General features: G+C 72.8%; 22 protein-coding genes. 8 read left to right on the top strand and 14 right to left on the bottom strand.

Features of this window, described 5'->3' with window-relative positions:
* Nucleotides 1–369 precede the first annotated feature (369 nt).
* Entirely contained in the window at nucleotides 370–1,527 is a 1,158-nt protein-coding gene (locus tag C1I92_RS18655) for a PQQ-dependent sugar dehydrogenase (protein ID WP_111256159.1), read from the bottom strand.
* A gap of 39 nt (nucleotides 1,528–1,566) precedes the next feature.
* On the opposite strand from C1I92_RS18655, the gene C1I92_RS18650 reads away from it, so the two are divergent.
* Genes C1I92_RS18650 through C1I92_RS18640 form a run of 3 tightly spaced genes read left to right on the top strand, consistent with a single transcriptional unit; the run spans nucleotide 1,567 to nucleotide 4,011 of the window.
* Nucleotides 1,567–2,526: a 2-hydroxyacid dehydrogenase gene (locus C1I92_RS18650; protein ID WP_111256158.1), complete on the top strand. Its 960-nt coding sequence runs from the start codon at nucleotides 1,567–1,569 to the stop codon at nucleotides 2,524–2,526.
* A gap of 31 nt (nucleotides 2,527–2,557) precedes the next feature.
* Entirely contained in the window at nucleotides 2,558–3,649 is a 1,092-nt protein-coding gene (locus tag C1I92_RS18645) for a WD40/YVTN/BNR-like repeat-containing protein (RefSeq protein ID WP_111256157.1), read from the top strand.
* A 47-nt stretch (nucleotides 3,650–3,696) separates the two neighbouring features.
* On the top strand, nucleotides 3,697–4,011 hold the full coding sequence (locus tag C1I92_RS18640) for a cupin domain-containing protein (protein ID WP_111256156.1): 315 nt from the start codon (nucleotides 3,697–3,699) through the stop codon (nucleotides 4,009–4,011).
* Nucleotides 4,012–4,061: 50 nt separating this feature from the next.
* On the opposite strand, the gene C1I92_RS18635 is transcribed toward C1I92_RS18640, so the two are convergent.
* The 5 genes from C1I92_RS18635 to C1I92_RS18615 all read right to left on the bottom strand — a co-directional run bounded on the left by C1I92_RS18635 (nucleotide 4,062) and on the right by C1I92_RS18615 (nucleotide 8,839).
* Nucleotides 4,062–5,678: a flavin monoamine oxidase family protein gene (locus tag C1I92_RS18635; protein WP_199521353.1), complete on the bottom strand. Its 1,617-nt coding sequence runs from the start codon at nucleotides 5,676–5,678 to the stop codon at nucleotides 4,062–4,064.
* A gap of 108 nt (nucleotides 5,679–5,786) precedes the next feature.
* Nucleotides 5,787–6,800 (bottom strand): hypothetical protein, encoded by a 1,014-nt coding sequence (locus C1I92_RS18630; protein ID WP_111256154.1) that lies wholly within the window; start codon nucleotides 6,798–6,800, stop codon nucleotides 5,787–5,789.
* A 52-nt stretch (nucleotides 6,801–6,852) separates the two neighbouring features.
* Entirely contained in the window at nucleotides 6,853–7,551 is a 699-nt protein-coding gene (locus C1I92_RS18625; RefSeq protein WP_111256161.1) for an SDR family oxidoreductase, read from the bottom strand.
* On the bottom strand, nucleotides 7,548–7,988 hold the full coding sequence (locus tag C1I92_RS18620) for a nuclear transport factor 2 family protein (RefSeq protein WP_111256153.1): 441 nt from the start codon (nucleotides 7,986–7,988) through the stop codon (nucleotides 7,548–7,550). The genes C1I92_RS18625 and C1I92_RS18620 overlap by 4 nt, the downstream gene beginning before the upstream one ends.
* Entirely contained in the window at nucleotides 7,985–8,839 is an 855-nt protein-coding gene (locus tag C1I92_RS18615) for a helix-turn-helix domain-containing protein (RefSeq protein ID WP_111256152.1), read from the bottom strand. Before C1I92_RS18615 ends, C1I92_RS18620 begins: the two co-directional genes overlap by 4 nt.
* A gap of 72 nt (nucleotides 8,840–8,911) precedes the next feature.
* Here C1I92_RS18615 and ilvD point away from each other — a divergent pair, with 72 nt between their 5' ends.
* Entirely contained in the window at nucleotides 8,912–10,603 is a 1,692-nt protein-coding gene (ilvD, locus tag C1I92_RS18610) for a dihydroxy-acid dehydratase (RefSeq protein ID WP_111256151.1), read from the top strand.
* A gap of 3 nt (nucleotides 10,604–10,606) precedes the next feature.
* Here ilvD and C1I92_RS18605 read toward each other — a convergent pair whose 3' ends face one another.
* Nucleotides 10,607–11,272 carry a maleylpyruvate isomerase N-terminal domain-containing protein gene (locus C1I92_RS18605; RefSeq protein ID WP_111256150.1) on the bottom strand — a complete coding sequence of 222 codons (666 nt, stop codon included), beginning with the start codon at nucleotides 11,270–11,272 and terminating at the stop codon, nucleotides 10,607–10,609.
* Nucleotides 11,273–11,471: 199 nt separating this feature from the next.
* On the opposite strand from C1I92_RS18605, the gene C1I92_RS18600 reads away from it, so the two are divergent.
* On the top strand, nucleotides 11,472–13,370 hold the full coding sequence (locus tag C1I92_RS18600) for a S16 family serine protease (protein ID WP_158564194.1): 1,899 nt from the start codon (nucleotides 11,472–11,474) through the stop codon (nucleotides 13,368–13,370).
* On the opposite strand, the gene C1I92_RS18595 is transcribed toward C1I92_RS18600, so the two are convergent.
* The 7 genes from C1I92_RS18595 to C1I92_RS18565 are packed head-to-tail and all read right to left on the bottom strand — an operon-like array spanning nucleotide 13,371 to nucleotide 20,546.
* Nucleotides 13,371–14,252: an NAD(P)-dependent oxidoreductase gene (locus tag C1I92_RS18595; protein ID WP_199521352.1), complete on the bottom strand. Its 882-nt coding sequence runs from the start codon at nucleotides 14,250–14,252 to the stop codon at nucleotides 13,371–13,373.
* On the bottom strand, nucleotides 14,249–14,944 hold the full coding sequence (locus C1I92_RS18590; RefSeq protein WP_111256148.1) for an SDR family NAD(P)-dependent oxidoreductase: 696 nt from the start codon (nucleotides 14,942–14,944) through the stop codon (nucleotides 14,249–14,251). Before C1I92_RS18590 ends, C1I92_RS18595 begins: the two co-directional genes overlap by 4 nt.
* Nucleotides 14,941–15,852, bottom strand: a complete 912-nt coding sequence (locus tag C1I92_RS18585) for a cupin domain-containing protein (RefSeq protein WP_111256147.1) — start codon at nucleotides 15,850–15,852, stop codon at nucleotides 14,941–14,943. Before C1I92_RS18585 ends, C1I92_RS18590 begins: the two co-directional genes overlap by 4 nt.
* Entirely contained in the window at nucleotides 15,849–17,207 is a 1,359-nt protein-coding gene (locus C1I92_RS18580; RefSeq protein ID WP_111256146.1) for an amidohydrolase family protein, read from the bottom strand. Before C1I92_RS18580 ends, C1I92_RS18585 begins: the two co-directional genes overlap by 4 nt.
* A gap of 53 nt (nucleotides 17,208–17,260) precedes the next feature.
* Nucleotides 17,261–18,259 (bottom strand): alpha-ketoacid dehydrogenase subunit beta, encoded by a 999-nt coding sequence (locus tag C1I92_RS18575; RefSeq protein WP_111256145.1) that lies wholly within the window; start codon nucleotides 18,257–18,259, stop codon nucleotides 17,261–17,263.
* Nucleotides 18,247–19,236: a thiamine pyrophosphate-dependent dehydrogenase E1 component subunit alpha gene (locus C1I92_RS18570; RefSeq protein ID WP_111256144.1), complete on the bottom strand. Its 990-nt coding sequence runs from the start codon at nucleotides 19,234–19,236 to the stop codon at nucleotides 18,247–18,249. Before C1I92_RS18570 ends, C1I92_RS18575 begins: the two co-directional genes overlap by 13 nt.
* Entirely contained in the window at nucleotides 19,233–20,546 is a 1,314-nt protein-coding gene (locus C1I92_RS18565; protein ID WP_111256143.1) for a M24 family metallopeptidase, read from the bottom strand. The genes C1I92_RS18570 and C1I92_RS18565 overlap by 4 nt, the downstream gene beginning before the upstream one ends.
* A gap of 130 nt (nucleotides 20,547–20,676) precedes the next feature.
* On the opposite strand from C1I92_RS18565, the gene C1I92_RS18560 reads away from it, so the two are divergent.
* The 3 genes from C1I92_RS18560 to C1I92_RS18550 all read left to right on the top strand — a co-directional run bounded on the left by C1I92_RS18560 (nucleotide 20,677) and on the right by C1I92_RS18550 (nucleotide 25,007).
* Nucleotides 20,677–21,402: a helix-turn-helix domain-containing protein gene (locus tag C1I92_RS18560; protein ID WP_111256142.1), complete on the top strand. Its 726-nt coding sequence runs from the start codon at nucleotides 20,677–20,679 to the stop codon at nucleotides 21,400–21,402.
* Nucleotides 21,403–21,708: 306 nt separating this feature from the next.
* Entirely contained in the window at nucleotides 21,709–23,358 is a 1,650-nt protein-coding gene (locus tag C1I92_RS18555) for an amidohydrolase (protein WP_111256141.1), read from the top strand.
* The gene (locus tag C1I92_RS18550) at nucleotides 23,355–25,007 is read left to right on the top strand and encodes an amidohydrolase (RefSeq protein WP_146605190.1); all 1,653 of its coding nucleotides are present in this window, start codon (nucleotides 23,355–23,357) and stop codon (nucleotides 25,005–25,007) included. The genes C1I92_RS18555 and C1I92_RS18550 overlap by 4 nt, the downstream gene beginning before the upstream one ends.
* Nucleotides 25,008–25,016: the final 9 nt, after the last annotated feature.

Raw genomic sequence — 25,016 nt, 5'->3', positions numbered from 1 at the left:
ACAACCATGGTGGTTGCCTCCTCTCACCTGATCAGTGACGGGACGGTTGGACCGGCCGGCGGACACATCTCAGTCGGGGCGACGCCACGCTCCTATCAAGTCACGCCGGCCGGTCCTTCACACCCCGATGCCGGCAAACGCATGAAGACCAGACCAACAGTCGGCAGCCACGCTACGAGCCAGACACCAAGGCGATCAGGACCCAACCAGCCGCGAAACAGCGGCGACATCACCCTGACACTGACGCCTACGCTAGAACCGAATCGATCTCCAGCGGCTCCGACTCGGTGACGATCGTCCCCTGATTCCGGGACCGGGGACCACCCTGACCGCGAACGCCCGAAACGTCCCCCGACCAGCCCGAAGACGCTAAGGCGCGAGCGTCAGCCGCAGGATCCGGTCGTCGCCGGAGCGGGGGTCGCCGCGGCTGTCGGTGTTGTTCGTCAGCACCCACAGCGTCCCGTCGGGGGCGACGACGGCGTCGCGGAGGCGGCCGTAGTCGGTCACGAACGCCGCCGGCGCACCAGCGGCGGCGCCGTCCGCCGTTAGCGGCACCTGCCACAGCCGCTCACCCCGCAGCGCCGCGACGAACAGCGTGTCCCGCACGTAAGCGAGCCCGCTCGGCGACGACTCGGAGGTGGGCCGCCACTCGACGACGGGGTCGACGTAGTCGGGGTCGCCGGCGATGCCCTCGACGAACGGCCAGCCATAGTTGTGGCCGGGCGAGATGAGGTTCACCTCGTCGGCCTCCCGGTCGCCGAACTCCGACGCCCACAGCCGGCCGGCGTCGTCGAAGGCGAGGCCCTCGACGTTGCGGTGACCGTAGGACCAGATCGGCGAGCCGTCGATCGGGTTGTCGGCGGGCACGTCGCCGCCGGGGGTGATCCGCAGGATCTTCCCGCCCAGGCTGTCCAGGTCCTGCGCGTCGTCGGGGTTGCCGCTCTCGCCGGTCGAGATGTACAGCATGCCGTCCGGCCCGAACGCCAGCCGCCCGCCGTCGTGCCGGGTGCCGGCCGGGATGCCGTCCAGCACCACCGAGAACGGGCCGAGGGAACCAGCGGAGTAAACAGTCCGCTGCACCACATTCTGCGACCCCATGGTCGCGTAGACGTAGAGGTCGGACGGGGACGCCGGGTCGAACGCCAGCCCCAGCAGCCCGCCCTCACCGGTCCCGTCGACGCCCGGAACCGGCCCGACGGGGGTCACGGCGCCCGTGTCGTCGACCAGCACGATCGTGCCCTCGTCGCGCAGCGTCACCAGCGCCTCCCCTGACCCGCCGGGCACGAACGCGATGCTCCAGGGCGCGGCCAGCCCGGTCACGATCTCCTCCACGGCCGACGGCGTGACCGGCCCGGGCGGCGCGCCGAGCGACGGCGGCGACGACGGCTCCGGCGGCGTCGAAGACGCGGCAGGAGAAGGAGCGGGAGAAGAAGGAGCCGGAGAAGAAGGCGAGGACGGCGACGAGGACGAGCACGAGCCCGCCGCGGCCAGCGCCGCGACGAGGGCGATCACTCGCCAGGTGGACACCGGACCATCGTGGCACGCGAGGACGGTAGGTTCGAGGCCATGGTGGACGTCCTGATCCCGTTCCCCGCGGACTCGCTCGCGCTGCCGCCCGGCCTCGACGTGCACATGTGGGCCGGCGAGCCGACCACGCGCACCGGCCCCGACATGCTGACCAGCGCCGACACGTCGGACATCCCGGCGCAGGACGTGCTGGACCGGGTCGAGTTCTACGTCATCCCGTACGGCTTCGCGCCGCCGGCGACGAACCTGATCGACCGGATGCCGAAGCTGCGCGCCGTCCAGACGCTGACCGCCGGCTACGAGCACGTCCTGCCGCACCTGCGCGACGGCCTGACGCTGTGCAACGCACGCGGCGTCCACGACGCCAGCACGGCGGAGCTGGCGGTGACGCTGACGCTGGCGTCGCTGCGCGGCATCCCGGCGTTCGTCCGCGCCGCACCGACCGGCGAGTGGCTGCAGGGCTGGTACGACTCGCTGGCCGACAAGACGGTGCTGATCGTCGGCTACGGCGCCATCGGCCGCGCGATCGAGCAGCGGCTGGCGCCGTTCGAGTGCGACGTGCTCAAGGTCGCCCGCACCGCCCGCGACGGCGTCGCCGGGTTCGACGCACTGCCGGAGCTGCTCGGCCGGTCCGACGTCGTCATCCTGATCCTGCCGCTCACCGACGAGACCCAGGGCATGGTCGACGCGGAGTTCCTGGCGAGGCTGCGCGACGGCGCCGTGCTGGTCAACGTCGCCCGCGGGCCGATCGTCGACACCGACGCGCTCGTCGCGGAGCTCAGCACCCAGAGGATCCGCGCCGCCATGGACGTCACCGACCCCGAGCCGCTGCCGCCCGGCCACCCGCTGTGGACGCTGCCCGGCGCGCTGATCTCGCCGCACGTCGGCGGGCTGTCCTCGGCGTTCCTGCCGCGGGCGCGGCGGCTCGTGCAGTCGCAGCTGACCCGGCTCGCGGCGGGCGAGCCGCTGGCCAACGTCGTCGTCGGACCGGAGGTCTGAGCAGTAACGTAGGACGCCGGGAGGCGATCGTATGAACGACGTCCTGCTCGCCGTCGGCACGAAGAAGGGGCTGTGGCTGCTGCGCAGCGCCGACCGCCGCAGCTGGTCGATCGACGGCCCGCACTTCCTGATGAGCTCGGTCGCCGCGTGCGCCATCGACACCCGCGGCGGCCGGACCCGGCTGCTGGTCGGCGCCAGCAGCTCGCACTGGGGCCCGGGCGTCTCGTGGTCCGACGACCTCGGCGCGACCTGGACCGAGGCGGCCGACGGCAGCGGCATCCGGTTCCCGCCGGACGCCGACGCGTCGGTCGAGGCGGTCTGGCAGCTGCGCCCCGACACCGAGGGCCGCGACGGCGTCGTCTGGGCCGGCTCGCAGCCGTCGGCGCTGTGGCGCTCCGACGACCGCGGTGAGACGTTCTCGCTGGTCGAGTCGCTGTGGGACCACCCGCACCGGCCGACGTGGGCGCCCGGCTTCGGCGGCCAGGCCATCCACACGGTGCTGCCGCATCCGGACGATGACCGGCGGCTGCTGGTCGCGATGTCGACCGGCGGCGTGTACGTCAGCGACGACGGCGCCGCCAGCTGGACCCCGTCGAACACCGGCATCCGCACCGACTTCCTGCCCGGTGAGCCGCCGGAGTACGGCCAGTGCGTGCACAAGGTCTCCCGCGACGCCACCGACCCGGACCGGCTCTACGCGCAGAACCACGGCGGCGTCTACCGCTCCGCCGACGGCGGCGCGACGTGGCAGCCGATCGACGGCGGGCTGCCGGCCGACTTCGGCTTCCCGGTCGTCGCACATCCGCACCGTCCCGCGACGGCGTGGGTCGCGCCGCTGATCGCCGACGGCGAGCGCACCCCGCCGGAGCGCCAGCTGCAGGTCTGGCGCACCGACGACGCCGGCGCGAGCTGGGCGCGGTCGGCCGACGGCCTGCCCGGCGGCTTCTACGGGGTGGTGCTGCGCGACGCGATGTGCGTGGACGATGTCGACGGCGCGGCCGGCGTGTACGTCGGCACCCGCGACGGCTCGGTCTATGCCAGCGCCGACGAGGGCGAGACGTGGACGGAGCTGGTCCGGCACCTGCCGGACGTGCTCTGCGTCCGCGCCGCGACGGTCCGATGAGCGGGCGGCGCCGTTTCCGCGACCGCGCAGTGGGTACCGCGGAAGGCATGACGTTGCTGACGCTGGCCGCCGCTCAACTGGACGAGGCACGCGTCTCGACGGCCGGACGGGCGTCCCGGACGCTGCACAGCGGCTCCCGGCTGCGCCAGACCCTCATCGCGCTCACCGCCGGCACGAAGCTGAACAAGCACCAGAGCCCCGGCGACGCGACCGTGCAGTGCCTGCAGGGCCACGTCACGCTGCACACCCGTGACCGCGAGATCGGCGTCGGCGAGGGCGAGCTGGCCGACGTGCCGCCGGAGCAGCACGACCTCGTCGCCGACGACGACGCCGTCGTCATCCTCACCGTCGGCGTCGCCTGACCCGGGCGGCTGCGGACCGCCCGGACCAGACGAGCAGGCACGACGCGCCGTCAGACGGTCGCCGCCACCCGGGTGTGCAGGTCGGTCACGACCTTCCGCGCGGACAGGAACGCGCCGTTCTGCCAGGCGGTGTAGTAGCTGAGATGGTCGCCGGCGAAGTAGGTGCGGCCGTCGGCCTGCAGCAGGTGCTGGTAGGCCGCGCCCCGTCCGCCCGGCCAGCTCACCCAGGCGCCGAGGCTGTACGGCTCCTTCGGCCACGCGACGGAGAACGAGTTGTCGAACTCCTGGTGGTAGACGTCGCCGTGGATCTTCGCACCCTGCATCAGCGCCCGCGTCTCCCGCTCCGGGACCGGCAGGTTCGTGTACGCCCCGGAGTAGTAGCCGACCAGCACGCCCTTGGGCGAGAAGTAGCCGTAGGACGGGTAGTAGATGCCGGACACGTCGAGGTTCGTGTGCGTGACGCCGCCGTAGATGTTGAGGTCCTCCTCCCAGAACCGGCGCTTGAACTGGATGCCCATCCGGCCGCTGTTGGCGCCGACCGGCACCGCGAGCGCGTCCTTCGTCGCCGTCGAGAAGTTCGACGGGATCGACTTGAGCACCATCGGCGGGATCGTGACGACGCAGTAGTCGGCGTCGAGCACGCGGGTGCGGCCGTTGGAGCGGTACGTGACGCGCACCCCGTCGGCCGTGTTGTCGATGCCGGTGACCGGCGCGTTGTAGGTGATGCGCCGCCGGCCGTCGATCGCGGACGCGAGCGCGGCGGAGATGCGGTCCATGCCGCCGACCGGCTGCCACATCATCATCGCCTGGTCGAAGCCGAACTCGAAGGAGAACCGGGTGCCCAGTTGCGACTGCAGGATCGCCGTCATCGACGGCGGCGGGCCGGCGACGGTGCCCGGCTGGTCACCGGCGCCGGGCGGCACGCTGTAGCCGCGCCGGTTGTTGCCGGTGTACCGGCGGTTGCTCAGCCCGCCGAGGCTGTTCGCGAGCGAGACCAGCCGGTCGACGTCGTCGGAGCTGAGGACGGCGTCGAGGGCGCCCTGGTCGGCGACGGTCACCAGCAGCTCGGAGATGTAGCCGTAGACGTCGGCCTTGGCCTGCCGGTGCGTGACGGCGGTGCTGGCCAGCTCGCCGTAGTTCACCGTCGCCGTGTTCTCGTGGTAGTAGAAGCCCTCCGCGTTCGCGTTCACCATCGGCTCGATCGCGACGCCGAGCTCGCGGCAGTACTCGATGGTCAGGTGGTGGCTGGGGATCCGCGACGGGCCCGCGTTGTAGTAGTGCCCCTCGTCGAACCGGCAGATCTGCGTGACGCCGTCGGTGTCGGTGAGCCGGTCGCCGCCGCGGATGGTCTTGGCCCGGCCGCCGGGACGGTCGCGAGCCTCCAGGACATGACAGTCGTAGCCGGCCTTGCCCAGCTCGTAGGCGACGGTGAGCCCGGCCGTCCCGGCGCCCAGGATCGCGACCTTCGTTCCGTTCGCCGCGGCCGGCAGGTCGGCCGGGCGCAGCGGCGCGAAGTCGCCGGCCTCCTCAGCCGCCTGCGCGGGCGAGGCGAGCAGGCCGAGCGCCTCCATCGTCCCGTACAGCGCCGTCGCGCCGCCGACCGCGCCGACCCTGGTGAGAAACCCGCGCCGGCTGACACCGTCCGGCGTCCCTGCTGTCGTGTCCACGCTTGCCTCCATGGGGTGGTCGGAGTTCGAACTCTCGATCCACCTCTACGAGGCGATGCCCGAAAAGGATTGCAATGTCGGATTGCAATCTTGAGGGGCCAGGAAACGTCAGCGGGCGACGGCGCCCCAGGCGTCCAGCAGCCGAGCGGCGGACCCGCCGATCGGGCCGACGACGTCCTCCAGGTCCGCGGGCAGCTCGGCCGAGTCGACGGCGGGCAGCGCCTCGGCCGCGTCGTCGATCAGCGACGAGCAGACCGCGAGCAGGTAGTCGGGCACGACGAGGCGCGGGTCGACGCAGCCGACGACCGGCACGCCGGCGGCGGCGATCAGCGGGAAGACCGTCCCCGGGATGCCGATCGCGACCTCGGCCCGGGCCGACGCCTGCAGCGACGGCACCGCGCTGATCTCGTAGTCGCTCCACAGCGCCGGGTTCTCCCGCGGATGCAGGCCGACGAGGACGTGCTTGCCGGCCGCCGTCAGCGCCGCCGCGGCGTCGAGCAGCAGCTGGGTGCCGGGCGCGGCGCCGCCGGTCTGGTCCGGGTACGTGACGCTGGTGAGGACGAGGACGGTGCCCGGCTCCGGCGCGCGTACGGGCAACGTGTCGGTCTGCGGGGAGCCGACGACGCGCACCCGGCGGCGGGTGCCGAGGTGCCCGGCGAAGGCGCGGCCCTCGGCGGCCGAGGACGACGTCACCAGCCGCAGCCGGTGCTCGAACTCGTGCGCCCGCGGCGCCTCGGTGGCGTTGAGGTAGGCCAGCGACGACGCGGCCAGCGGCGTGCGCCGGAGGGCGGCGGCCGCGCAGTCGGCCGGCCAGTCCGTCGCGCCGGTGACGACCAGCAGGTCAGCGGCCGGATCGTCGGCCGGCGTGACGACCGGGACGGTCTCGCCCGGCGCGATCTGGGAGCGGTCCGGGACCAGCTGGCGCACGTCCCAGCCGCGCCGGCCGATCTCCGGCAGCAGCGGCCGCACGTGGTAGGTCCCCCACGGCTCGTTCGTGGCGACGAGGATGCGCGGCGGCCGGGTGGCGGCGCCGGCCGGCCCGGCGACGGCGGCGAGGCCGGCGCCGGCCAGCGCGCCGGCGACGAACGAACGACGGGACGGGCGGCGGGACGAGGCGGTCATGCGGCGCACCGTACCCACGCCGTCCGGCGCCGACGTGAACGCCGGGTGAAGCTCACCAGGGGACCGGGCGGCCGTCGCGGAGGAAGCCGCCGGTCGGGCCGTCGTCGGGGAGGGTCGACGCCCAGACGATGCCGGCCGCGCCCTCGGCGACCGGCCGCCCGCCCGGGCCGCCCATGTCGGTGGCGACCCAGCCAGGACAGATCGAGTTGACCAGGATCCGGTCCGGGCGCAGCTCGGCGGCGAGCATCCGGGTGACGGCGTTGAGCGCGGCCTTCGTCATGCTGTACGCGGGCGTGCCGCCGCCCATACTCGCCAGCGACCCGCCCTCGCTGGACACGTTGACGACGCGCGGGTGCGCGCTCGCCCGCAGCAGCGGCAGCAGCGTCATCGTCAGCCGCCACGGCCCGTAGACGTTGGTCTCGGCGGCCTCGCGGACGACGTCGAGGTCGGCGCTCGCGGCCCGCTGCCAGGTGTCGTAGTGGATGGCGGCGTTGTTGACCAGCACGTCCAGCCGCCCGTACTCCTCGGACAGGAACCGCGCCAGCTCGTCGGCGTGCTCCGGGACGGTGACGTCGAGCCGGAACGGGACGACATCACCCGTCAGCCCCGACGCCGCCGACCGGGCCGCCGCGACGTCGCGCGCCGTCAGCACGACGGTGTGCCCGAGCGCGGCCAGCTGGCGGCCGGTCTCCAGGCCGATGCCCCGGTTCCCGCCGGTGACGACGGCGATCGGGGCGCCCGCCTCGCTCACGCCGCGACCCGGCCGCCGGCGCCGGCCGCGCACCGTGCGGTCGCGGCCTCCACCAGCGCCCGGTCGCCCTCCTCGTAGGAGGTGTGCAGCGTGATCGCGGCGACCCGGCCGGCGTCGTCGACGCGGATGTCGTACCAGCCGGCGACCATCCAGGTGGACCGGCTGTCGCCGTCGGCCAGGTGGTGGTAGCCGCGCACGGTCGTCGTGCGCCGGCCGCCGGGGTGGACCAGCACCGGGCCGGTGAGGTGCTGCGTCGCGTCGAAGCCGGGCAGCAGGCCGCGCCAGCGCGCCACCACCTCGGGGCCGGGGACCGTCTCGGCCGAACCGCCCCACAACGAGGTGTAGTCCAGCTCGACCTCGGCGGCGAGGGTGGCCTCGACGGTGTCCCAGTCCAGCGTGTCGACGGCGTGCAGCAGTGTGGTGACCGGATCGCTCATGCCGCCGATCCTGCCGCCCGGCCTCCGTGCGCGGGAGGGTCCGATCCTGCGGTTCGCAGCTGCGACGGCAGGAACCCGGTGTGCCGGCGGAACACTCGGCGGAAGTGGCTGACGTTGGACAGTCCGACCGCGTAGGCGACCTCCGGCACGCTCAGCCGGCTGCGCAGCAGCAGCGACGTGGCCCGGTCCATCCGCCGCGCGGTGACGTACTCGTGCGGCGCGAGCCCGGTCGCGGCCTTGAACGCGCGGGCGAAGTGGAACGGGCTCAGCGTCGCGGCCGCGGCGAGGTCGTCGACGGTGAGCGGGTCGCCCAGCCGCGCCTCGACGACGCCGGCGACGCGGTCCAGCAGCACTCGGTCCAGGCGCCCGCCGAGGGGCCGGTGCGGCGGCGCGATGCCGGCATAGTGGCCGACGACGTGCTCGGCCAGCCGGCGGGCGAGGACGCTGGCCCGGACGGTGTCGACCGGGTCGCCGCCGACGTGCGCGCGCTTGAGCACCGACGCCACGCCGAGCACGACGGCGTCGCGAACCCCCAGCAGCGGCTCGATCTCCGGCGTCCGCGAGGAACCGGCCGCCTCCCGCAGCAGCGCGTCGTCCGGGTACAGCTCGACCAGCTCGTCGCGCCGGGTGACCTCGCTCCAGTACACCCGGGACCGCCCGTTGGCGAACACGTCGCCGGGCCGGATGTCGAACCGGTCGCGCCGGCCGCCGGACTCGGTGACGACGCCGTGGTGCTCGGCGAACGAGACCCCGATCTGCTGCTCGCCGCTGACCGTCACCTCCCCGGTGGGCGGCTGCCAGCAGTACACCGAGCGCAGCCCCGGCCAGTGCAGCTCCGAACGGCGTCGCATGGAACCAGTATCCGACGTCCGGATTCCGGACCTCGCGTCTTTCCAGCCGGACGACGGTACTAGCGTGGCTCCATGACCGTGACACCCTCGAAGCCCGACCTGAAGCCACACTCCCGGGCGGTCACCGACGGTCTCGAACGCGCCGCCGCCCGCGGGATGCTGCGCGCCGTCGGCATGGGCGACGACGACTGGGAGAAGCCGCAGATCGGGGTCGCCTCGTCCTGGAACGAGATCACGCCCTGCAACCTGTCCCTCGACCGCCTCGCGAAGGCGTCGAAGGAAGGGGTACACGCCGGCGGCGGGTACCCGCTGGAGTTCGGCACGATCTCGGTCTCCGACGGCATCTCGATGGGCCACGAGGGCATGCACTACTCGCTGGTGTCGCGCGAGGTCATCGCCGACTCCGTCGAGACGGTGTTCGGCGCGGAGCGGCTCGACGGCGCCGTGCTGCTGGCCGGCTGCGACAAGTCCGCGCCGGCCATGCTGATGGCGGCCGCGCGGCTCGACGTCGCCGCGACGTTCCTCTACGCCGGGTCGACCCTGCCCGGCCGGGTCGGCGACCGCGACGTCACGATCATCGACGCGTTCGAGGCGGTCGGCGCCTGCGCCCGCGGGCTGATCACCCGCGAGGAGGTCGACGTCATTGAGCGGGCCATCTGTCCCGGCGAGGGCGCCTGTGGCGGCATGTACACCGCGAACACCATGGCCAGCGCCGCGGAGGCGCTCGGCATGTCGCTGCCCGGCAGCGCCGCGCCGCCCGCCGTCGACCGCCGCCGCGACGGGTACGCGCGCAAGTCCGGCGTGGCCGTCGTCGAACTGCTGCGCCGCGGCATCACCACCCGCGACATCCTCACCAAGGAGGCGTTCGAGAACGCCATCGCCGTGGTCATGGCGGTCGGCGGGTCCACGAACGCCGTCCTGCACCTGATGGCGATCGCGTACGAGGCCGGCGTGAAGCTGGAGCTGGACGACTTCAACCGCATCGGCGACCGCGTCCCGCACCTCGCCGACGTCAAGCCGTTCGGCCAGTACGTCATGACCGACGTCGACCGCGTCGGCGGCGTCCCCGTCATCATGAAGGCGCTGCTCGACGCCGGTCTCATGCACGGCGACGCGCTCACCGTCACCGGGAAGACGCTGGCCGAGAACCTCGCCGACATCGCGCCGCCGGACGTCGACGGCAAGATCATCCACGCCATGTCCGACCCGATCCACCAGACCGGCGGCCTGACCATCCTGCGCGGCTCGCTCGCGCCCGACGGCGCCGTCGTCAAGTCCGCGGGGTTCGACACCGCCGTCTTCGAGGGCACCGCCAAGGTGTTCGACGGCGAGCGCGGCGCGATGGACGCGGTCGAGCAGGGCACGCTGCAGAAGAACGACGTCATCGTGATCCGCTACGAGGGCCCGAAGGGCGGCCCCGGCATGCGCGAGATGCTCGCCGTCACCGGCGCGATCAAGGGCGCGGGCCTGGGCAAGGACGTGCTGCTGGTCACCGACGGCCGGTTCTCCGGCGGCACCACCGGCCCGTGCATCGGCCACGTCGCGCCCGAGGCCGTCGACGGCGGGCCGATCGCCTTCGTCCAGAACGGCGACCGGATCCGGCTCGACCTCGCCGCCCGCACGCTGGAGCTGCTGGTCGACGACGAGGAGCTGGCCCGCCGCCGGGCCGCTTGGACGCCGCCGGCGCCCAAGCACGAGCGCGGCGTGCTGGCGAAGTACGCGAAGCTGGTCGGCTCCGCCGCCAACGGCGCCGTCTGCGACTGAGCCTCAGGCGAGGACGAACGGCAGCCTCGGCGCGATGTCGCCGAGCGCTGCCGTCTCGTCCGGCGTCGGCGGACGGCGGCCGGTGCCGACGACCAGCGCGTCGGCGTCGGAGAGCCTCGCCGGGAAGGTGACGCCGGCGATCCGCTGCAACGCGGCGCGCGACGCCGCGAGCGTGTGCGCCGGCGGCCCGGCCGGGCGGCCCGCGTCGTCGGGCAGGTGTGCGATCAGGTCCAGGTGGTGCAGCGTCCACTCCAGCACGTACGCGGACAGGTAGTCGCCGGCCGTCAGCACCAGGTCCTTCGTGCTCACCACGGCGGCCGGGTCGGCCAGCTCGGCGGCCCGGCCGGCCGCCGCGCCGAGGTCGTCGAGGTGGAACTTGAGCAGCGCCGGGTCGCCGTAGGCGGCGGCCAGCCGCGGGAGCAGCGCGTCCAGCGGGTCGTCGCCGGTCGGCGGGTCGACCAGCAGCCAGTACCCGTCGGCGTCCGCGGTCGGCTCGGCCGACGACGGGGTGACCAGCGTGATCAGCACGTCCTGCGCGTCGATGACGAGGTGGCAGACGAGGTCGCGGACCAGCCATCCGGCACACCCCGACGGGCGCGCGAAGGCGTCGTCGGGCAGGGCGGCGACGGCCGCGCGCAGCGCCGTCCAGGACTGGGTGAACAGCTCCACCCCCGCACGGTAACGGACGGCCCGGTGAACGGTTCGTGAAAGGGACGTAGCGACCCGCCCGGAACCGGTTGCCTTGTCCTACTTTCTCCCCGGGGGCATCGATACGGGGGGTCTCGGGGTGAGGGTTCGTTCCATCGCGGCTGCGGCAGTGTGCCTGGCGGTCGTCGCATCGTGCAGTTCGTCCGATCAGAACGACCCGGTGGGCGGCGGGTCGGGTGGGCCGACCCCGTCGGGCACCGCGCCCGCCGAGACCGAACCGGCGGAGCCGTCGAGCCTGACCATCACCTGGCTGGCCTTCAACGAGGGCACCGGCGAGGGCACCACGGGCGAGACCACCTTGAGCCGGGCCGATGCCGCCGACGGCGACTTCCGGGTCGAGTTCTCCGCCAACGAGGTCGACGGCATCGGCGCCGCGTCGCAGGCCGGCGCCTGGAACGCCTCGATCATCTCGACGCTGCTGCTCGGCCAGCCGCTCGAGGGCGAGTTCCGGTTCGAGACCAGCGGCCGGGTCGACGGCCCGAGCGCCGGCGCCCTGACCACGGCCGGGCTGATCGCGCTGGCCCGCGGCGACGAGTTCCTCGACGGCGTGACGATGACCGGCACGATCAACGCGACCGGCACCATCGGACCCGTCGGCGGGATCCCGGAGAAGCTCACCGGCGCGTCCGAGGCCGGGTTCGACACCATCCTCATCCCACTCGGCCAGCGCAACGCCCCGGACCACGAGGGCGCCACCGTCGACGTGGTCCGCGAGGGCGAGCGGCTCGGCGTCGAGGTCATCGAGGTCGGCGACATCTACGAGGCCTACCAGCACCTCACCGGCGAGCAGCTGGACGCGCCGAGCCTCGACACCGACCCGCGCCTGGACAACGCGTCCTACGACAAGGTCGCCGCGCAGGTGAACGCCACGCTCGGCCGCTACGACAGCGCGCTCAGCCAGTTCAACGGCCTCGCCCCGGAGATGACCTCGGTCCTCACCAGCTTCACCGACGTCGCCGCGACGGCCGCCGCCCGGGCGCGCGACCTGCAGCAGCAGGGCCTGCAGGCGGGCGCGTTCAACTCCGCCACGCAGGCCGCCGCGCTGATGGAGATGCTCTACGCCGGCGGCAACTTGATGACGCCACTGCTGACCCAGGGGCTGCCCGGCATCGAGACCATCGTGACCCAGGCACTGGACATCGCGCCGGCCGAGACGAAGGTGTTCGCGCTGCTGGACCAGCTGTCGACGTACACGCCGCAGACGCTGGCCGACGTCGAGGGCCTGGTCAACGCCTACGCCCTGACGTTCGACGCGTACTCGCTGCTGATCTTCGCGCAGCAGCGGCTGACGGTGATCCAGGAGACGTACGAGGCCGGCGGCTACACCGACCTCGAGCTGATGTTCACCGACCTCGTCATGCCGATGCTCTACGCCGAGCTGGCTGAGGCGCAGGTGACCAGCACGCAGGCGCTGTTCGAGCTGGGCCGCGACAACCCGGGCGGCCCGATCGACTCCGACGTCGAGCTGGCGCAGGTGGGCGACTTCTTCCGCCGCGGCGCCGACGCCAACTTCGCCGCGTTCACCGAGGCGTTCGTGACGCCGCAGGCCGAGGCGCAGGGCATGTCGAACGACGCGCTGCTGAACGCGCTGGCCAATGTCGACCTGAACGTGGCGGCGGCGATCACCCAGGCCAACATCCAGCCGGCCATCGCCGCCTACATCGGCGAGGGCGAGCCGAACGCCGACTACGCCACGCTGGGCTACGGCCTGAACAACTTCGTTCGCAACCAGCTGCTGGTCGACAAGTACTACAACAACGCCGTGCTCGACGAGGCGTTCAACGTCGTCGACTTCACCTGGGACGCCGTCATCGCCCGCGCCACCGACCTCGGCCGCCAGCACCTGGCCACCGAGGTGGACCTGCTGCGCGAGCACGACACCGAGCCGGTCATCTCGATCGGCAACTACGAGGCCGCCAGCCTGCTGCGCGCCGGCACGCCGGCCGAGCAGTTCGACGCGGTCGGGTTCTACAACGGCGGGTTCGTCACCTCCCGTGTGCTCGCCTACTTGGGCGGCTTCCAGCGGGTCGACCTGGGCGAGGCCGAGGCCGCGCCGTGATCAGGTGCGGTCACGCAGGAACCGTGCGATCGCGCTCATGTCCTCGTCGCCCAGTCCGGCGGCGACGGCGTCCGCGACGGCTCTGCGGTTGGTGACGGCCTGCGGCATCGGGGCGCCGGCCCGGGCCGCGAGGTCGAGGATGAGGTCGAGGTCCTTGCCGACGAGGTCGAGCCGGAACGCCACCGGCGCCTCGTCGGGCCGCTCGAACGCCGCCCGCTTGTACTGCACGAACGGGCCGCCGGCGACGCTGCCGGCGAAGACCTCGTAGGCGGTGGCGCGGTCGACGCCGGACCGCTCGGCCAGCACCAGCGCCTCGGACAGTGCCTGGTTGAGCGAGTGCACCAGCGCGTTGACCGCGAGCTTCATGGTCGCGCCGGCGCCATGATCGCCCACGTGGAAGATCTGCTTGGCCAGCACGTCGAGCACCGGGCGGGCGTGGTCGAGGTCGCCGGCGTCGCCGCCGGCCATGACGGTCAGCTCGCCGCGCTCGACCACCGGCACGCTGCCGGAGACCGGGGTGTCGAGCATGGCGCCGCCGCCGCTCTCGCGGACCAGCGCGGCGAGCTCGATCGCGGTCTGCGGCGCGACGGTGCTGGCATCGGCGACGACGGTGCCGGGCCCGGCGCCGGCGGCGACGCCGTCGGGACCCTCGTAGGCGGCCCGGCAGGCGGCGTCGTCGGCCAGCGACACCAGGACGACGGGACCGGCGGCGCCCGCCTCGCGCGCGGACTGCGCCACCCGCGCCCCGGTGGCGGCCGCGACCCGCGCCGCCCGCTCGGGCGTGCGGTTCCACAGCACGACCTCGACCCCGGCCGACCGCAGCCGCGCCGTCATCGCCGCGCCCATCCGCCCGGCGCCGATCACCCCGACCGCGTCGCTCACGTCAGCAGCCAGCCGCCGTCGACGTTGAGGTTGACGCCGTTCATCGCCCGGTTGCGGAGCAGGAAGTCGACCGCGTCGGCGACGTCGGCCATGGTCGCCAGACGCCCGATGGGCGTGCGCGCGATGTAGCCGTCGAGCACGCCCGGCGGCTTGGCCTGCCAGAACGGGCTGTCGCCGACGATGCCGGGGTGGACGGCGTTGACCCGCAGCGGCGCGAGCTCGACCGCCAGCGTGTGCACCAGGCCCGTGACGCCGCCGTTGATGGTCGACACCGTCGTCGAGCCCGGGTACGGACGGTCCTTGGCCAGCCCGCCGAAGAGCACGACGGCGCCGTCGGACGCCATGCGCGGCAGCAGCGCGTGCACCACCTCGGTGTAGCCGACCAGCTTCAGCGTCACCAGCCGGACCGCGCGGCCGACGTCGTAGTCGGCGGCGGTGTTCTGGTCGCGGTCGATGGCGGCGACGACGAGGTGGTCGACCGTGCCGACGCCGTCGAGCGCGGCGGCGATGGCCGCGGGGTCGGACAGCTCGACGGCCAGGCCGCGGCAGCGCGCCCCGACCTCGGCCGCCACGGAGCCGCAGCGGTCGCCGTCGCGCCCGGTGATGACGACGTCGTCGCCGGCCGCCGCCCGTCGTCTCGCCAGCTCGAGCCCGATGCCGGACGTGCCGCCGACGATGACGATGGTCGTCACTGCTGACCTCCCAGAACGTCGCGCAGATGGTTCCAGTCGCGGGCGAAACGATACGAGTAGCGCGGCGGCGGCGCCGGCGCCTGGGTCTCGAGCCAGCGCAGCGTGCCGCCGCCGGCGTTGCGGAACGCATGCGGGCAGCCGACCCCGGCCCAGGCGACGTCGCCGGCCTCGAGCAGGTAGGTCGTGCCGTCGAACGACGCCTCGACGGTGCCCTCGAGGATGAGGTACGTCTCCTCGAACGGGTGGTCGTGCGGGGTGGTGGCGCCGTCAGGGTCGTACTGCACCATGAACATCGTGGTCAGGATGGCGCCGAGGTCGCTGTCGACCATCTGCTTGACGTTGATGCCGCCGTAGACGAGCAGCGCGGTGCGCATGCTGGCCGACACGGCGAGCAGGTCCTGCGACTGCTTCGCGGGGTCCATGTGGCCGGGCCTGATGGTGCCGAACCGGTAGGTGCGCGGGTCGCGGACGTCGATGTCGGCGACCGGCCGCGGGTCGTCGAGCGGCGGCACCAGGAACGTGTCGCCGTCGAAGGCGTCGCGCGGCTGCGGGCCCTGCATCTCGGCCCACCGTGCCGGGCCGGCACCGTCGTCGCCGGAGCCCCGCCAGGCATGCGGCAGCGCGACCGGCAGCACCCCGTAGTCGCCCTCGGACACCCGGAACGAGCCGTCGGGCGTCGTCAGGATCGCGGTGCCGGAGAGCATGTGGAAGCTCTCCTCGAACGAGTGGACGTGCGCGGGCACCGACCCGCCGGGATCGAGCTCGCAGACGCCGAAGCCGGTGTGGACGGCGCCGGCGGCCTCGCCGACGACCGTCCACCGCCGGTAGCCCGTGGCGCCGGCCGCCCAGTCGGCCGGCGCCGCGAAGGCGGCCTGCGCACCCCGCTGGACCAGGTGCCGTTCCGTCATCCCTCGGCCGCCTTGTTCTTCGCCGCGGCGGCGACCAGCCGGTCGCGGGCGTCCTCGACCAGGCCGCGGGCCCGGCCGACGTCGGCCAGCAGCTTGCCGTCGCGCTTGCGGATCTCGCCGTTGACGATGACGGTGTCGACGTTCGACACGTCGGCGGCCAGCACCACCGCGGCCACCGGGTCCATCACCGGCGCCAGGTTCAGCGCGGTCGCGTCGATCAGCACGACGTCGGCGCGCTTGCCCGGCGTCAGCGACCCGGTGCGGTCGGCCAGGCCGGCCACGCGCGCGCCGTTGATGGTCGCCATCTCCAGCATCTGCCGCGCCGTCGGCATGGTCTCGGGCACGCCGGTGTTGGCCTCCCAGCAGGTGGCGTTGATGCGCGCCCGCTCGCCGCCGAACGCCGCCCGCATCTGCGTGAACATGTCGCCCGGCACCGTGGTGACGACGTCGACGGACAGGCTCGGCGCCAGCTCGAACTGGTAGCTCTTCGCGACCGGCGGCCAGCCGTGGCCCATCTGCAGCTCGACCTGCGCGGCGATGGAGATGGTGCCGCCGGTGTCGCGGACCCGTCCCCACTCGTGGTCGCTGAAGTAGCAGCAGTGCACGTAGGTGGTGTCCGGGCCGAGCAGGGCGAGCCGGTCCAGCTGCTCGACCATGGCGAACCGGCCGGCGAGGCGCCCCATGGCGACGTGGACCGTGATCGGGATGCCCACCTCGCGGGCCAGGTTCCACTCCGACACCACGACGTCGTCCTGACAGAACCCCGGGCCGCGCGTGGCCAGGCCCATGGTAAGCAGGCCGTCGTCGCCGGAGAAGTAGGTGCTGCGGATGCGCCGGACGTCGTCGCCGGGGATGACCTCGGCGCTGTTGAACCAGTACTTCGCCAGCGACGTGTTGGCCGAGCCGTAGGCGTACTGGGCGCGCAGCCCGGCCTCCGTGAGCCCGGCGATGGCGGCGTCGGGATGCTCCGGCGTGTTGTTGATGTGCGACCAGTCGACCAGCGTGGTGATGCCCGCGTTGAGGCACTCGAGCGAGCCGGCGAGGTTGCTCGCGTAGACGTCGTCGGGCTGGTACAGCGGTGCGAAGGTGTCGAGGATCTCGACGAAGTAGTCGTCGAGCGTGGCGTTCGGCGCGGACGTGCGGATCGCCGTCTCCCAGGTGTGGCGGTGGGTGTCGACGAAGCCCGGCACGACGATGCGCCCGGTGGCGTCGATGACCTCGGCGTCGGCGTCGATCCCTGGCTGGACGGCGAGGATCGCGCCGTCCTCGATGAGGACGTCGGCGCCGGCGATGTCGCCGACGTCGGGATCCATGCTGAGGACGTGGCCGTTGCGGAGCAGGAGTCGGGTGCTCATGGACCATCCCTTCATCGCGATGGCGGCAGCTCTGTGACGGGTGGGTCGTAGGGTCAGTAGGTCGCGAGGCTCCGCACGGTGTCGACCACCTTGTCCACGGTGGGGATCACCTGGTCCTCCAGCGCGTCGGCGAACGGCAGCGGGACGTTGGCCCCCGCCACCCGCTTCACCGGCGCGTCCAGCAGTTCGAACCCCTCGTCGGCGACGACGGAGACGACGGTGGCGCCCCAGCCGCCCTGGTAGGGGTTCTCCTCGACGACGACCAGCCGCGACGTGCGCTCGACGGAGCGCAGCACGGCGGTGACGTCGAGCGGGATGAGACAGCGCAGGTCGAGCACCTCGGCCTCGACGCCCTCGGCGGCCAGCCGGTCGGCCGCCGTCAGCGCCATCGGCACCGTCGAGGCGAGCGCCACCAGCGTGACGTCGGTGCCCTGGCGCAGCACGGCGGCCTCGCCGAACGGCACGACGTGGCCGTCGGGCGCGGGCGCGCCCTTGCTGGCGAACAGGCCCTTGTGCTCGAAGAACACGACGGGGTCGTCGCTGCGGACGGCGCTGGCCATGAGCCCGACGACGTCGGCGGGCGTGGACGGCGCGGCGATCTTCAGGCCGGGAACGGTGAGCGCCCAGTTCTCGACCGACTGCGAGTGCTGCGCGCCGAACCCGAGCCCGCCGCCGTTGGCCGTGCGGATGACCAGCGGCACCGTGACCTGCCCGCCCGTCATGTAGCGGACCTTCGGGATCTCGTTGGCGAGGTAGTCCCAGCAGCAGGCGAGGAAGTCGCTGAACATGATCTCGGCGACCGGGCGCATGCCCGTCATGGCCGCGCCCATGGCGGCGCCGACGATCGCCTGCTCGGAGATGGGGGTGTCCCAGACGCGCTCGGGGCCGAACTCGTCGAACAGGCCGACGGTGGTCTTGAAGACGCCGCCGGCCGCGCCGATGTCCTCGCCGAGGCACACGACCGTGGGGTCGCGGCGCATCTCGCGTGCGATGCCCTCGGCCACGGACTCGCGGTAGGTGACGACGTCCTGCGCGGTGGTCACGTCCGCCATGCGGCACCTCCGTCCGCCCAGACGTCGGTGAAGGCCTCGCTCAGGTCGGCCTGCGGTGCGGCCCTGGCAGCGGCGATGGCCTGGTCGACGACGGCGGCCGCGCGGTCCTCGGCCGCCTTGATGTCGTCGTCGCTGGTGCCGGCCTCGCGCAGCCGGCCGGCGGACACCGTCAGCGGGTCGCGTTCGAGCCAGCGCTCGAGCTCGCCGTCGGGCCGGTACTTCGCCGGGTCGGTGCGGCTGTGGCCGTAGTGCCGGTAGGTCTGCGCCTCGAGCACGGTGGGTCCGTCGCCCGCGCGGGCGCGACCCGCCGCGCGGGCGACGGCGTCGCGCACCGCCACCACGTCGTTGCCGTCGACGATCTCGGCCGGGATGCCGTAGGACGGCGCGCGGTCGGCCGCCGGGTTGCCGACGCCGGTGACGGAGCCGATGGGGGTGTACTCCATGTAGAAGTTGTTCTCGCAGACGAACAGCACCGGCAGCTTCCACACCGCGGCGAGGTTGAGCGCCTCGTGGAACGCGCCGATGTTGGTGGCGCCGTCGCCGAAGAAGGCCACGGCCACCTGGTCGGTCTTGCGCAGCCGGGCCGACCAGGCGGCGCCCACCGCCATCGGGAGGTGCGCGCCGACGATCGCGTAGGAGCCGAGCATGCCCGCATCGGCCTTCGTCAGGTGCATCGAGCCGCCCTTGGCCTTGTTGAGCCCCGTGGAGCGCTGCATGAGCTCGGCCAGGCACTCCTCGGGCGTGGCGCCCCAGGCGATGGCGTGGTGGTGGCCCCGGTAGGTGGCGAACGCGTAGTCGCCGTCCTTCAGCGCCGACCGGGTGCCGACGGCGACCGCCTCGTGTCCCGCCGCGAGATGCGTCGTCCCCTTGACCAGCCCGGACATGAACAGGTCGTGCGCCGCCTTCTCGGTGCGGCGGATGACCGCCATGGTCTCGTGCAGCGCCAGCAGGTCCGTCGCCGTCGTCGTGTCGGTCATGGGGTGGCCCCGTTGCTGGTGTTGAGGTGGGACTGCGACTCGCGGACGGTGTTCAGCTGGCCGCCGACGGTCCAGTACTTGCGCCCGGCGACCAGCAGCTCCTCGGCCGGGAACTTCGTGATGACCTCGCAGCCGTCGGCCGTGACCACGACCTCCTCCTCGATGCGTGCCGCGGACCAGCCGTCGGCGGCCGGCCAGTAGGTCTCGAGCGCGAACACCATGCCCTCCTCGAGTACCTCGGGGTGGTCCAGCGACACCAGCCGCGAGAAGATCGGCTTCTCCCAGATGGACAGCCCGACGCCGTGGCCGTACTGCAGTGCGAACGCCGCCTCCTCGTCGGGGAAGCCGAACTCGTCGGCCCGCGGCCACAGCGAGACGATGTCGGCCGTAGTGGCGCCCGGCTTGACCTCGGCGATGGCGGTGTCGATGAACTCGCGGCAGCGGGTGTAGGCGTCGCGCTGGGCCCTGGACGCGCTGCCGACGGCGAACGTGCGGTAGTAGCAGGTGCGGTAGCCGTTGTAGCTGTGCAGGATGTCGAAGAACGCGGGGTCGCCGGGACGGATGATGCGGTCGCTGTAGACGTGCGGGTGCGGCGAGCAGCGTTCGCCGGAGATGGCGTTGACGCCCTCGACGTACTCGCTGCCGAGGTCGTAGAGGGTCTTGCTGACGACGCCGACGCACTCGTTCTCGCGCACGCCCGGGCGCAGGAACCCGTACAGCTCGTCGTAGGCGGCGTCGACCATGGACGCGGCGTGCGCGAGCAGCGCGATCTCGTCGGGGGTCTTGATGCGGCGCGCCTCGAGGAACACCTGCTGGCCGTCCACGACGGTGAGGTGCTGCTCCTGCAGCGCCATGAGCACCGGCATCTCGGCGACGTCGATGCCGACGGGCTCGTTCTGCAGGCCGTGCTCGGCCAGCACCCGGGCGATCTTGCCCGCGACGTCGTCGGCGATGCCCGCGCCGGGGTGGAACGCGCCGCGCAGCGTCGAGATGCCGGCCCGCGCGCGATTGGTGCCGTCGAGCCACGGGTTGTAGATCTGGTGGTGGCGGGCGGCGGAGCCGAAGTCCCAGATGATGGGCTCGCCGCCGCGGGGGAGCAGCGCGAACCGGATGAGCTTGTCGATCGCCCACGTCCCGATGTGCGTGGACGTCATGTAGCGGATGTTGGCGAAGTCGAAGGCCAGCAGGGCGCCCAGCTCGGACCGGTCGAGCGCGGCCTGCAGCCGGGCGAGCCGCTCGCGGCGCAGCCGGTCGTGGTCGATGCGCTCTTCCCAGTCGACCGCGTTGGGTCCGTAGGTGCGGATCGGCATGGCGCAGGCACCTCCTCGGCGTGTTCAACTACACTTACCATCCGAGTGAAGCGGAGCGGGGCTTCGGCGTCAACCGGTAAACTCCGCTCAGTCATGGTCAACATCTTGGTCAGCAGCGAACGGAGGCCGCGTGAGCCCGTCGGCAGTGCCCGCGATCGGTGAGCGCATCCGCCAGGAGCGGATGCGCAAGGGCGTGAGCGCGCGCGGGCTGGCGCGCGAGATCGGGGTGTCGGCGAGCTTGATCTCGCAGATCGAGACCGACAAGAGCCAGCCATCGGTCAGCACGCTGTACGCCATCACGACGGCGCTCGGCATCTCCATCGAGGACATCTTCACGCCGGGCGACGGCGACCCTCCCGCCGCGCCGCGGGCCGACGTGATCGTCCCGCCGGTCGACGTCGCGGTGCCCGTGGCCGACGGGGCGTCCCCGGCCGGCGAGGCGGCTGCGCCGGCGGCAGCCTCGGTGCCCGAGACCATCAGTGCCCTGCGCGTCCTCGGCTCCGACCGCCGCCGCGTCGGCCCGGTCGTCCGCGCCGCCGAGCGCGAGGTGCTCACCCTCGACTCCGGCGTCACCTGGGAGCTGCTCGGCCAGGTCCCCGACGCCCACGCCGACTTCCTGCGCATCACCTACCAGCCGGGCGGGTCGTCGTCCTCGGGCGCCGGGCTGCTGATGCGGCACTCCGGCACCGAGTACGGCCACGTGCTGGGCGGCGAGCTCGTCCTCACGCTCGGCTTCGAGGAGCACCACCTGCGCGCCGGCGACTCCGTCTCGTTCGACTCCACCATGCCGCACGCCTACCGCAACGACGGCGCCGAGCCCGCCGTCGGCATCTGGTTCGTCCTCGAGCGCTCCTGACCCGTCGTTCACGGGCCGTGAACGGGCGTTGAGCTGCGCCTACGGCAGCAACGCACAGCTGGGCTGTGCATGTCGCGCCCAGGTTACAGCCGATGAACAATGGTATTGCACACTCTGTTCAGTTCTCCTACACTCCTGGCCCAGAGCTGCGTCCCACCCCCTGCCCTGATCGGGGCGGATCGGAACGACTCCGTGGGAAGGCGGTGTCGGCTGATGAGTGAGGATGAACACCGGACCGAGCACGGTTCGGGCCCGTCCCGGCGTGAAGTGCTGCGGACGGGAGCGGCTGCAGGTGTCGCGGCAGCCATGGCGGGTGCGGCGGCGGGAGCCGCCCACGCCGCGGACCCCACGTCCACCACGACCTCCACCACCGGCGCCGCGCCGACGGCCACCCCGGGCGTGCGCGGCGACACGGATCTGGCCCTGGTCAACGGGCGGATCCACACCATGGACGCGAACGACACCGTCGTGTCGCACGTGCTGATCCGCAACGGCCGCTTCATCGCGGTGGGCAACGGGCCCGTGCGCGCGCAGGGCCGGCCGTTCGACGTCGTCAACCTGCGCGGCCGCACGGCGATCCCGGGCGTCATCGACAACCACAACCACATCGTGCTCATGGGCAACCGGCCCGGGTACCACACGCCGCTGGAGAACGCCGCGTCGATCGCCGACGTCCAGGAGATCTACGCGAGGCGGGCCAAGGACCTGCCGGACGGCGCCTGGATCACCACCATCGGAGGCTTCCACCGCAACCACCTCGTCCCGCCGGACCAGCCGCCGCGGCTGCCGAGCCGGGCCGAGCTGGACGACGCTGTCCCGGACCACCCCGTCTATCTCTCCGAGAGCTTCAGCGGACCGTCCGCGACCAACAGCGCAGGCAGGGCGTTCTTCAGCGGCCTGGGCATCCCCGTGGGCGAGGACGGGTCCATCGCCGCGGGCAACCCGACCGGCCGGGCCACTCTCGCGCTGCGCCAGACCCTGCTCACGTTCGACGAGCGCAAGCGCGGCGCCGTCGACGCCGTGGCGTACGGGCTGAGCCTCGGCGTCACGACCCATTTGGACCAGGGCGCCTTCCAGGCCACCGGCACGCCGTCGGACGGCGCGGCCCACGAGGACAACTTCCGGATGCACCTGCCCTTCCTCGACCTGCTCGACGAGGGCCGGCTGGACGCCCGGCTGCGGATCAACTTCCTGCACATGGAGTCCGACCAGGCGACTCCCGAGCTCGCCGCGCGGCTGCGCAACGCGTTCCCGTTCTTCGGCGGAGAACTGGCCCGGACCGGCGGCATCGGCGAGTTCATCGCCCAGGGCACGGGTCCCACCAGCCCGTTCCTGGCGGCGGCGCGCAAGGTCGCGGCGGCCGGCTGGCGGGCGGAGGTGCACTCGCTCAGCCAGACCGACTTCCAGCAGGAGATCCAGGCGTTCGAGACGGTGAACGCGGAGACGCCCATCACCGGCCTGCGGTGGGTGGTCGCGCACGTCCCGTTCATCACCGAGGAGTACGTGAACCGGCTCAAGGCGCTCGGCGGCGGGCTGTCGCTCACCGGCTGGCGGTACCTGGCCGGTTCCCCGGCCGGCAACGGACCGCCGTTCCGGATGATCGTCGACAACGGCATCCATGCCGGCATGAGCTCCGACGGCATGCAGATCGCGCCGATGAACCCGTGGCTGCACATGTACTACGCCACCACGGGCCGCAACGCCCGCGGCGTCGTGATCAACGCCGGGCAGCAGATCACCCGGCACGAGGTGCTGCGGCTCTACACCCGCGACAACGGCTGGTTCCTGCGCGAGGAGGACGAGCTCGGCTCCATCGAGGTGGGCAAGCACGCCGACCTCGCCGTCCTCGACCGCGACTACTTCACCGTCCCCGACGAGGACCTCAAGCAGGTCCGCTCGCTGTTCACCGTGGTCGGCGGGAAGGTCGTCCACGACCCGGGGAGGTGGGTGCGATGACGGGGATCAGCCGCCGCGGCCTGCTCACGGGCGCGCTCGCCGCCAACCCGGACACCGGTGCCCAGGCCGACCTCGTCCTGACCAACGGCCGCATCCACACCATGGACGACCAGGGGACGGTGGCCCGCGCGGTCGCCATCCGCGACGGCCGCATCGTCGCCGTCGGCACCGCCGTCCCGAACCCGGGCAGCGGCGGTGTCTCGATCGACCTGGGCGGCCGCACCGTCGTGCCGGGCCTGATCGAGAGCCACACGCACTTCGTCAGCCTCGCCAACCGGCCCGGCTACCACGTGGCCCAGCTCGAGCTCGCCCGCGACCTCGCGGAGGTGCAGGCGTTCCTCGCCGCGCGCCGGCCGGACGTGCCCGAAGGGCAGTTCATCACCGCGCTCGGCGGGTGGCACCCGCGGCAGTGGACCGAGCAGCGGCTCCCCACGCTGGCCGAGCTCGACGCCGCCGTTCCCAACCGCCCGGTGTTCCTGCTGCAGACGTTCGCCGGCCCGTCGGTCACCAACACGCTGGGCAAGCAGTTCTTCGAGACCGTCACGTCGCCGCTGGCCGGCCCCGTCACCGTCGGCCCGACCGGCGCCATCGCCTCCGGACTGCAGACGACGACGGCGCTCTACCACCTGCGGGTCCGGCAGACGTTCGAGGACAAGCGCCGCAGCGCGCTCGACGCGATGGCGTTCTCCGCGCAGGTCGGCATCACCACCGTGCTCGACCAGGTGCTGCCGCCGTCGCCGGGGCCGCTGACACCGAACCAGGCGCTGTCCGGCCTCGACCACTACCGCATGTACGACGCGTGGCTCTCGCTGCACCGCGAGAGACGAGCGTTCATCCGGCTGCAGACGAACTTCCTGCACAACCAGGGCAACATCCCCGCGCTCGGCGACCTGGCGAACCAGCTGCCGGAGCTGCGTGAGCGGCTGCGCCACCAGTTCCAGTTCTTCGGCGACGACATGCTGCGCACCGGCGCCATCGGCGAGTGGGGCGCGCCCATCGGCGCCGGCGCGGTCTGGCAGGAGGCGCAGCGGCTGATCGCCCAGGCCCGCTGGCGCAACGAGAACAGCCCCGGCAACCTCGCCGCGCTGACCCAGGTGGTCACCGCCTACGAGGCGGTGAACGCCGAGTTCGGCATCACCGACCTGCGCTGGGGCGTCCAGCACGTGAACGAGGCCACGCCCGAGCTGCTGGCCCGGCTCAAGGCGCTGAACTGCGGCGTCTCGATGTCCGGGTTCCGCTGGCTGCAGGGCAACCCCGGACCCAACCCCGCCGGGCCGCCGTTCCGCATGATCGTCGACAGCGGCATCCCGGCCGGCCTGCACGAGGACGGCGTGCACATCGCGCCGCACAACCCGTGGTACGCGCTGCACTACGCGACCACCGGGCTGAACGCGCTGGGCCAGCAGATCAACGCCGGCCAGCAGCTCACCCGGCAGGAAGCGCTGCACGCCTACACCCGGGCCAACGCCTGGTACCTGAACCGCGAGGACCGCCTGGGCTCCATCGAGCAGGGCAAGCTGGCCGACCTGCTGGTCCTCGACCGCGACTACTTCACCGTCTCCGATGCCGACCTGCGGCGCACGCTCCCCGTGCTCACCGTCGTCGGCGGCGAGATCGTCCACGACACCGGCGCCCTGCCGGTGCGCTGACGAGGAGGG

Origin of the sequence: Jiangella anatolica (assembly GCF_003236295.1) — a bacterium.
In the GTDB taxonomy this organism is placed as follows: Bacteria; Actinomycetota; Actinomycetes; order Jiangellales; family Jiangellaceae; genus Jiangella; species Jiangella anatolica.
Note: the sequence above shows the minus strand (reverse complement) of the source record. Positions and strands in the feature narration are given on the sequence as shown.

Bases quoted from the DNA above. Each gene is read 5' to 3' on its own strand.
- C1I92_RS18580 (WP_111256146.1), bottom strand. From the start codon at position 17,207: ATGAGCACCCGACTCCTGCTCCGCAACGGCCACGTCCTCAGCATGGAT.
- C1I92_RS18650 (WP_111256158.1), top strand. From the start codon at position 1,567: ATGGTGGACGTCCTGATCCCGTTCCCCGCGGACTCGCTCGCGCTGCCG.
- C1I92_RS18575 (WP_111256145.1), bottom strand. From the start codon at position 18,259: ATGGCGGACGTGACCACCGCGCAGGACGTCGTCACCTACCGCGAGTCC.
- C1I92_RS18570 (WP_111256144.1), bottom strand. From the start codon at position 19,236: ATGACCGACACGACGACGGCGACGGACCTGCTGGCGCTGCACGAGACC.
- C1I92_RS18615 (WP_111256152.1), bottom strand. From the start codon at position 8,839: ATGCGACGCCGTTCGGAGCTGCACTGGCCGGGGCTGCGCTCGGTGTAC.
- C1I92_RS18630 (WP_111256154.1), bottom strand. From the start codon at position 6,800: ATGACCGCCTCGTCCCGCCGCCCGTCCCGTCGTTCGTTCGTCGCCGGC.
- C1I92_RS18565 (WP_111256143.1), bottom strand. From the start codon at position 20,546: ATGCCGATCCGCACCTACGGACCCAACGCGGTCGACTGGGAAGAGCGC.
- C1I92_RS18645 (WP_111256157.1), top strand. From the start codon at position 2,558: ATGAACGACGTCCTGCTCGCCGTCGGCACGAAGAAGGGGCTGTGGCTG.
- C1I92_RS18585 (WP_111256147.1), bottom strand. From the start codon at position 15,852: ATGACGGAACGGCACCTGGTCCAGCGGGGTGCGCAGGCCGCCTTCGCG.
- ilvD (WP_111256151.1), top strand. From the start codon at position 8,912: ATGACCGTGACACCCTCGAAGCCCGACCTGAAGCCACACTCCCGGGCG.
- C1I92_RS18550 (WP_146605190.1), top strand. From the start codon at position 23,355: ATGACGGGGATCAGCCGCCGCGGCCTGCTCACGGGCGCGCTCGCCGCC.
- C1I92_RS18640 (WP_111256156.1), top strand. From the start codon at position 3,697: ATGACGTTGCTGACGCTGGCCGCCGCTCAACTGGACGAGGCACGCGTC.
- C1I92_RS18620 (WP_111256153.1), bottom strand. From the start codon at position 7,988: ATGAGCGATCCGGTCACCACACTGCTGCACGCCGTCGACACGCTGGAC.
- C1I92_RS18555 (WP_111256141.1), top strand. From the start codon at position 21,709: ATGGCGGGTGCGGCGGCGGGAGCCGCCCACGCCGCGGACCCCACGTCC.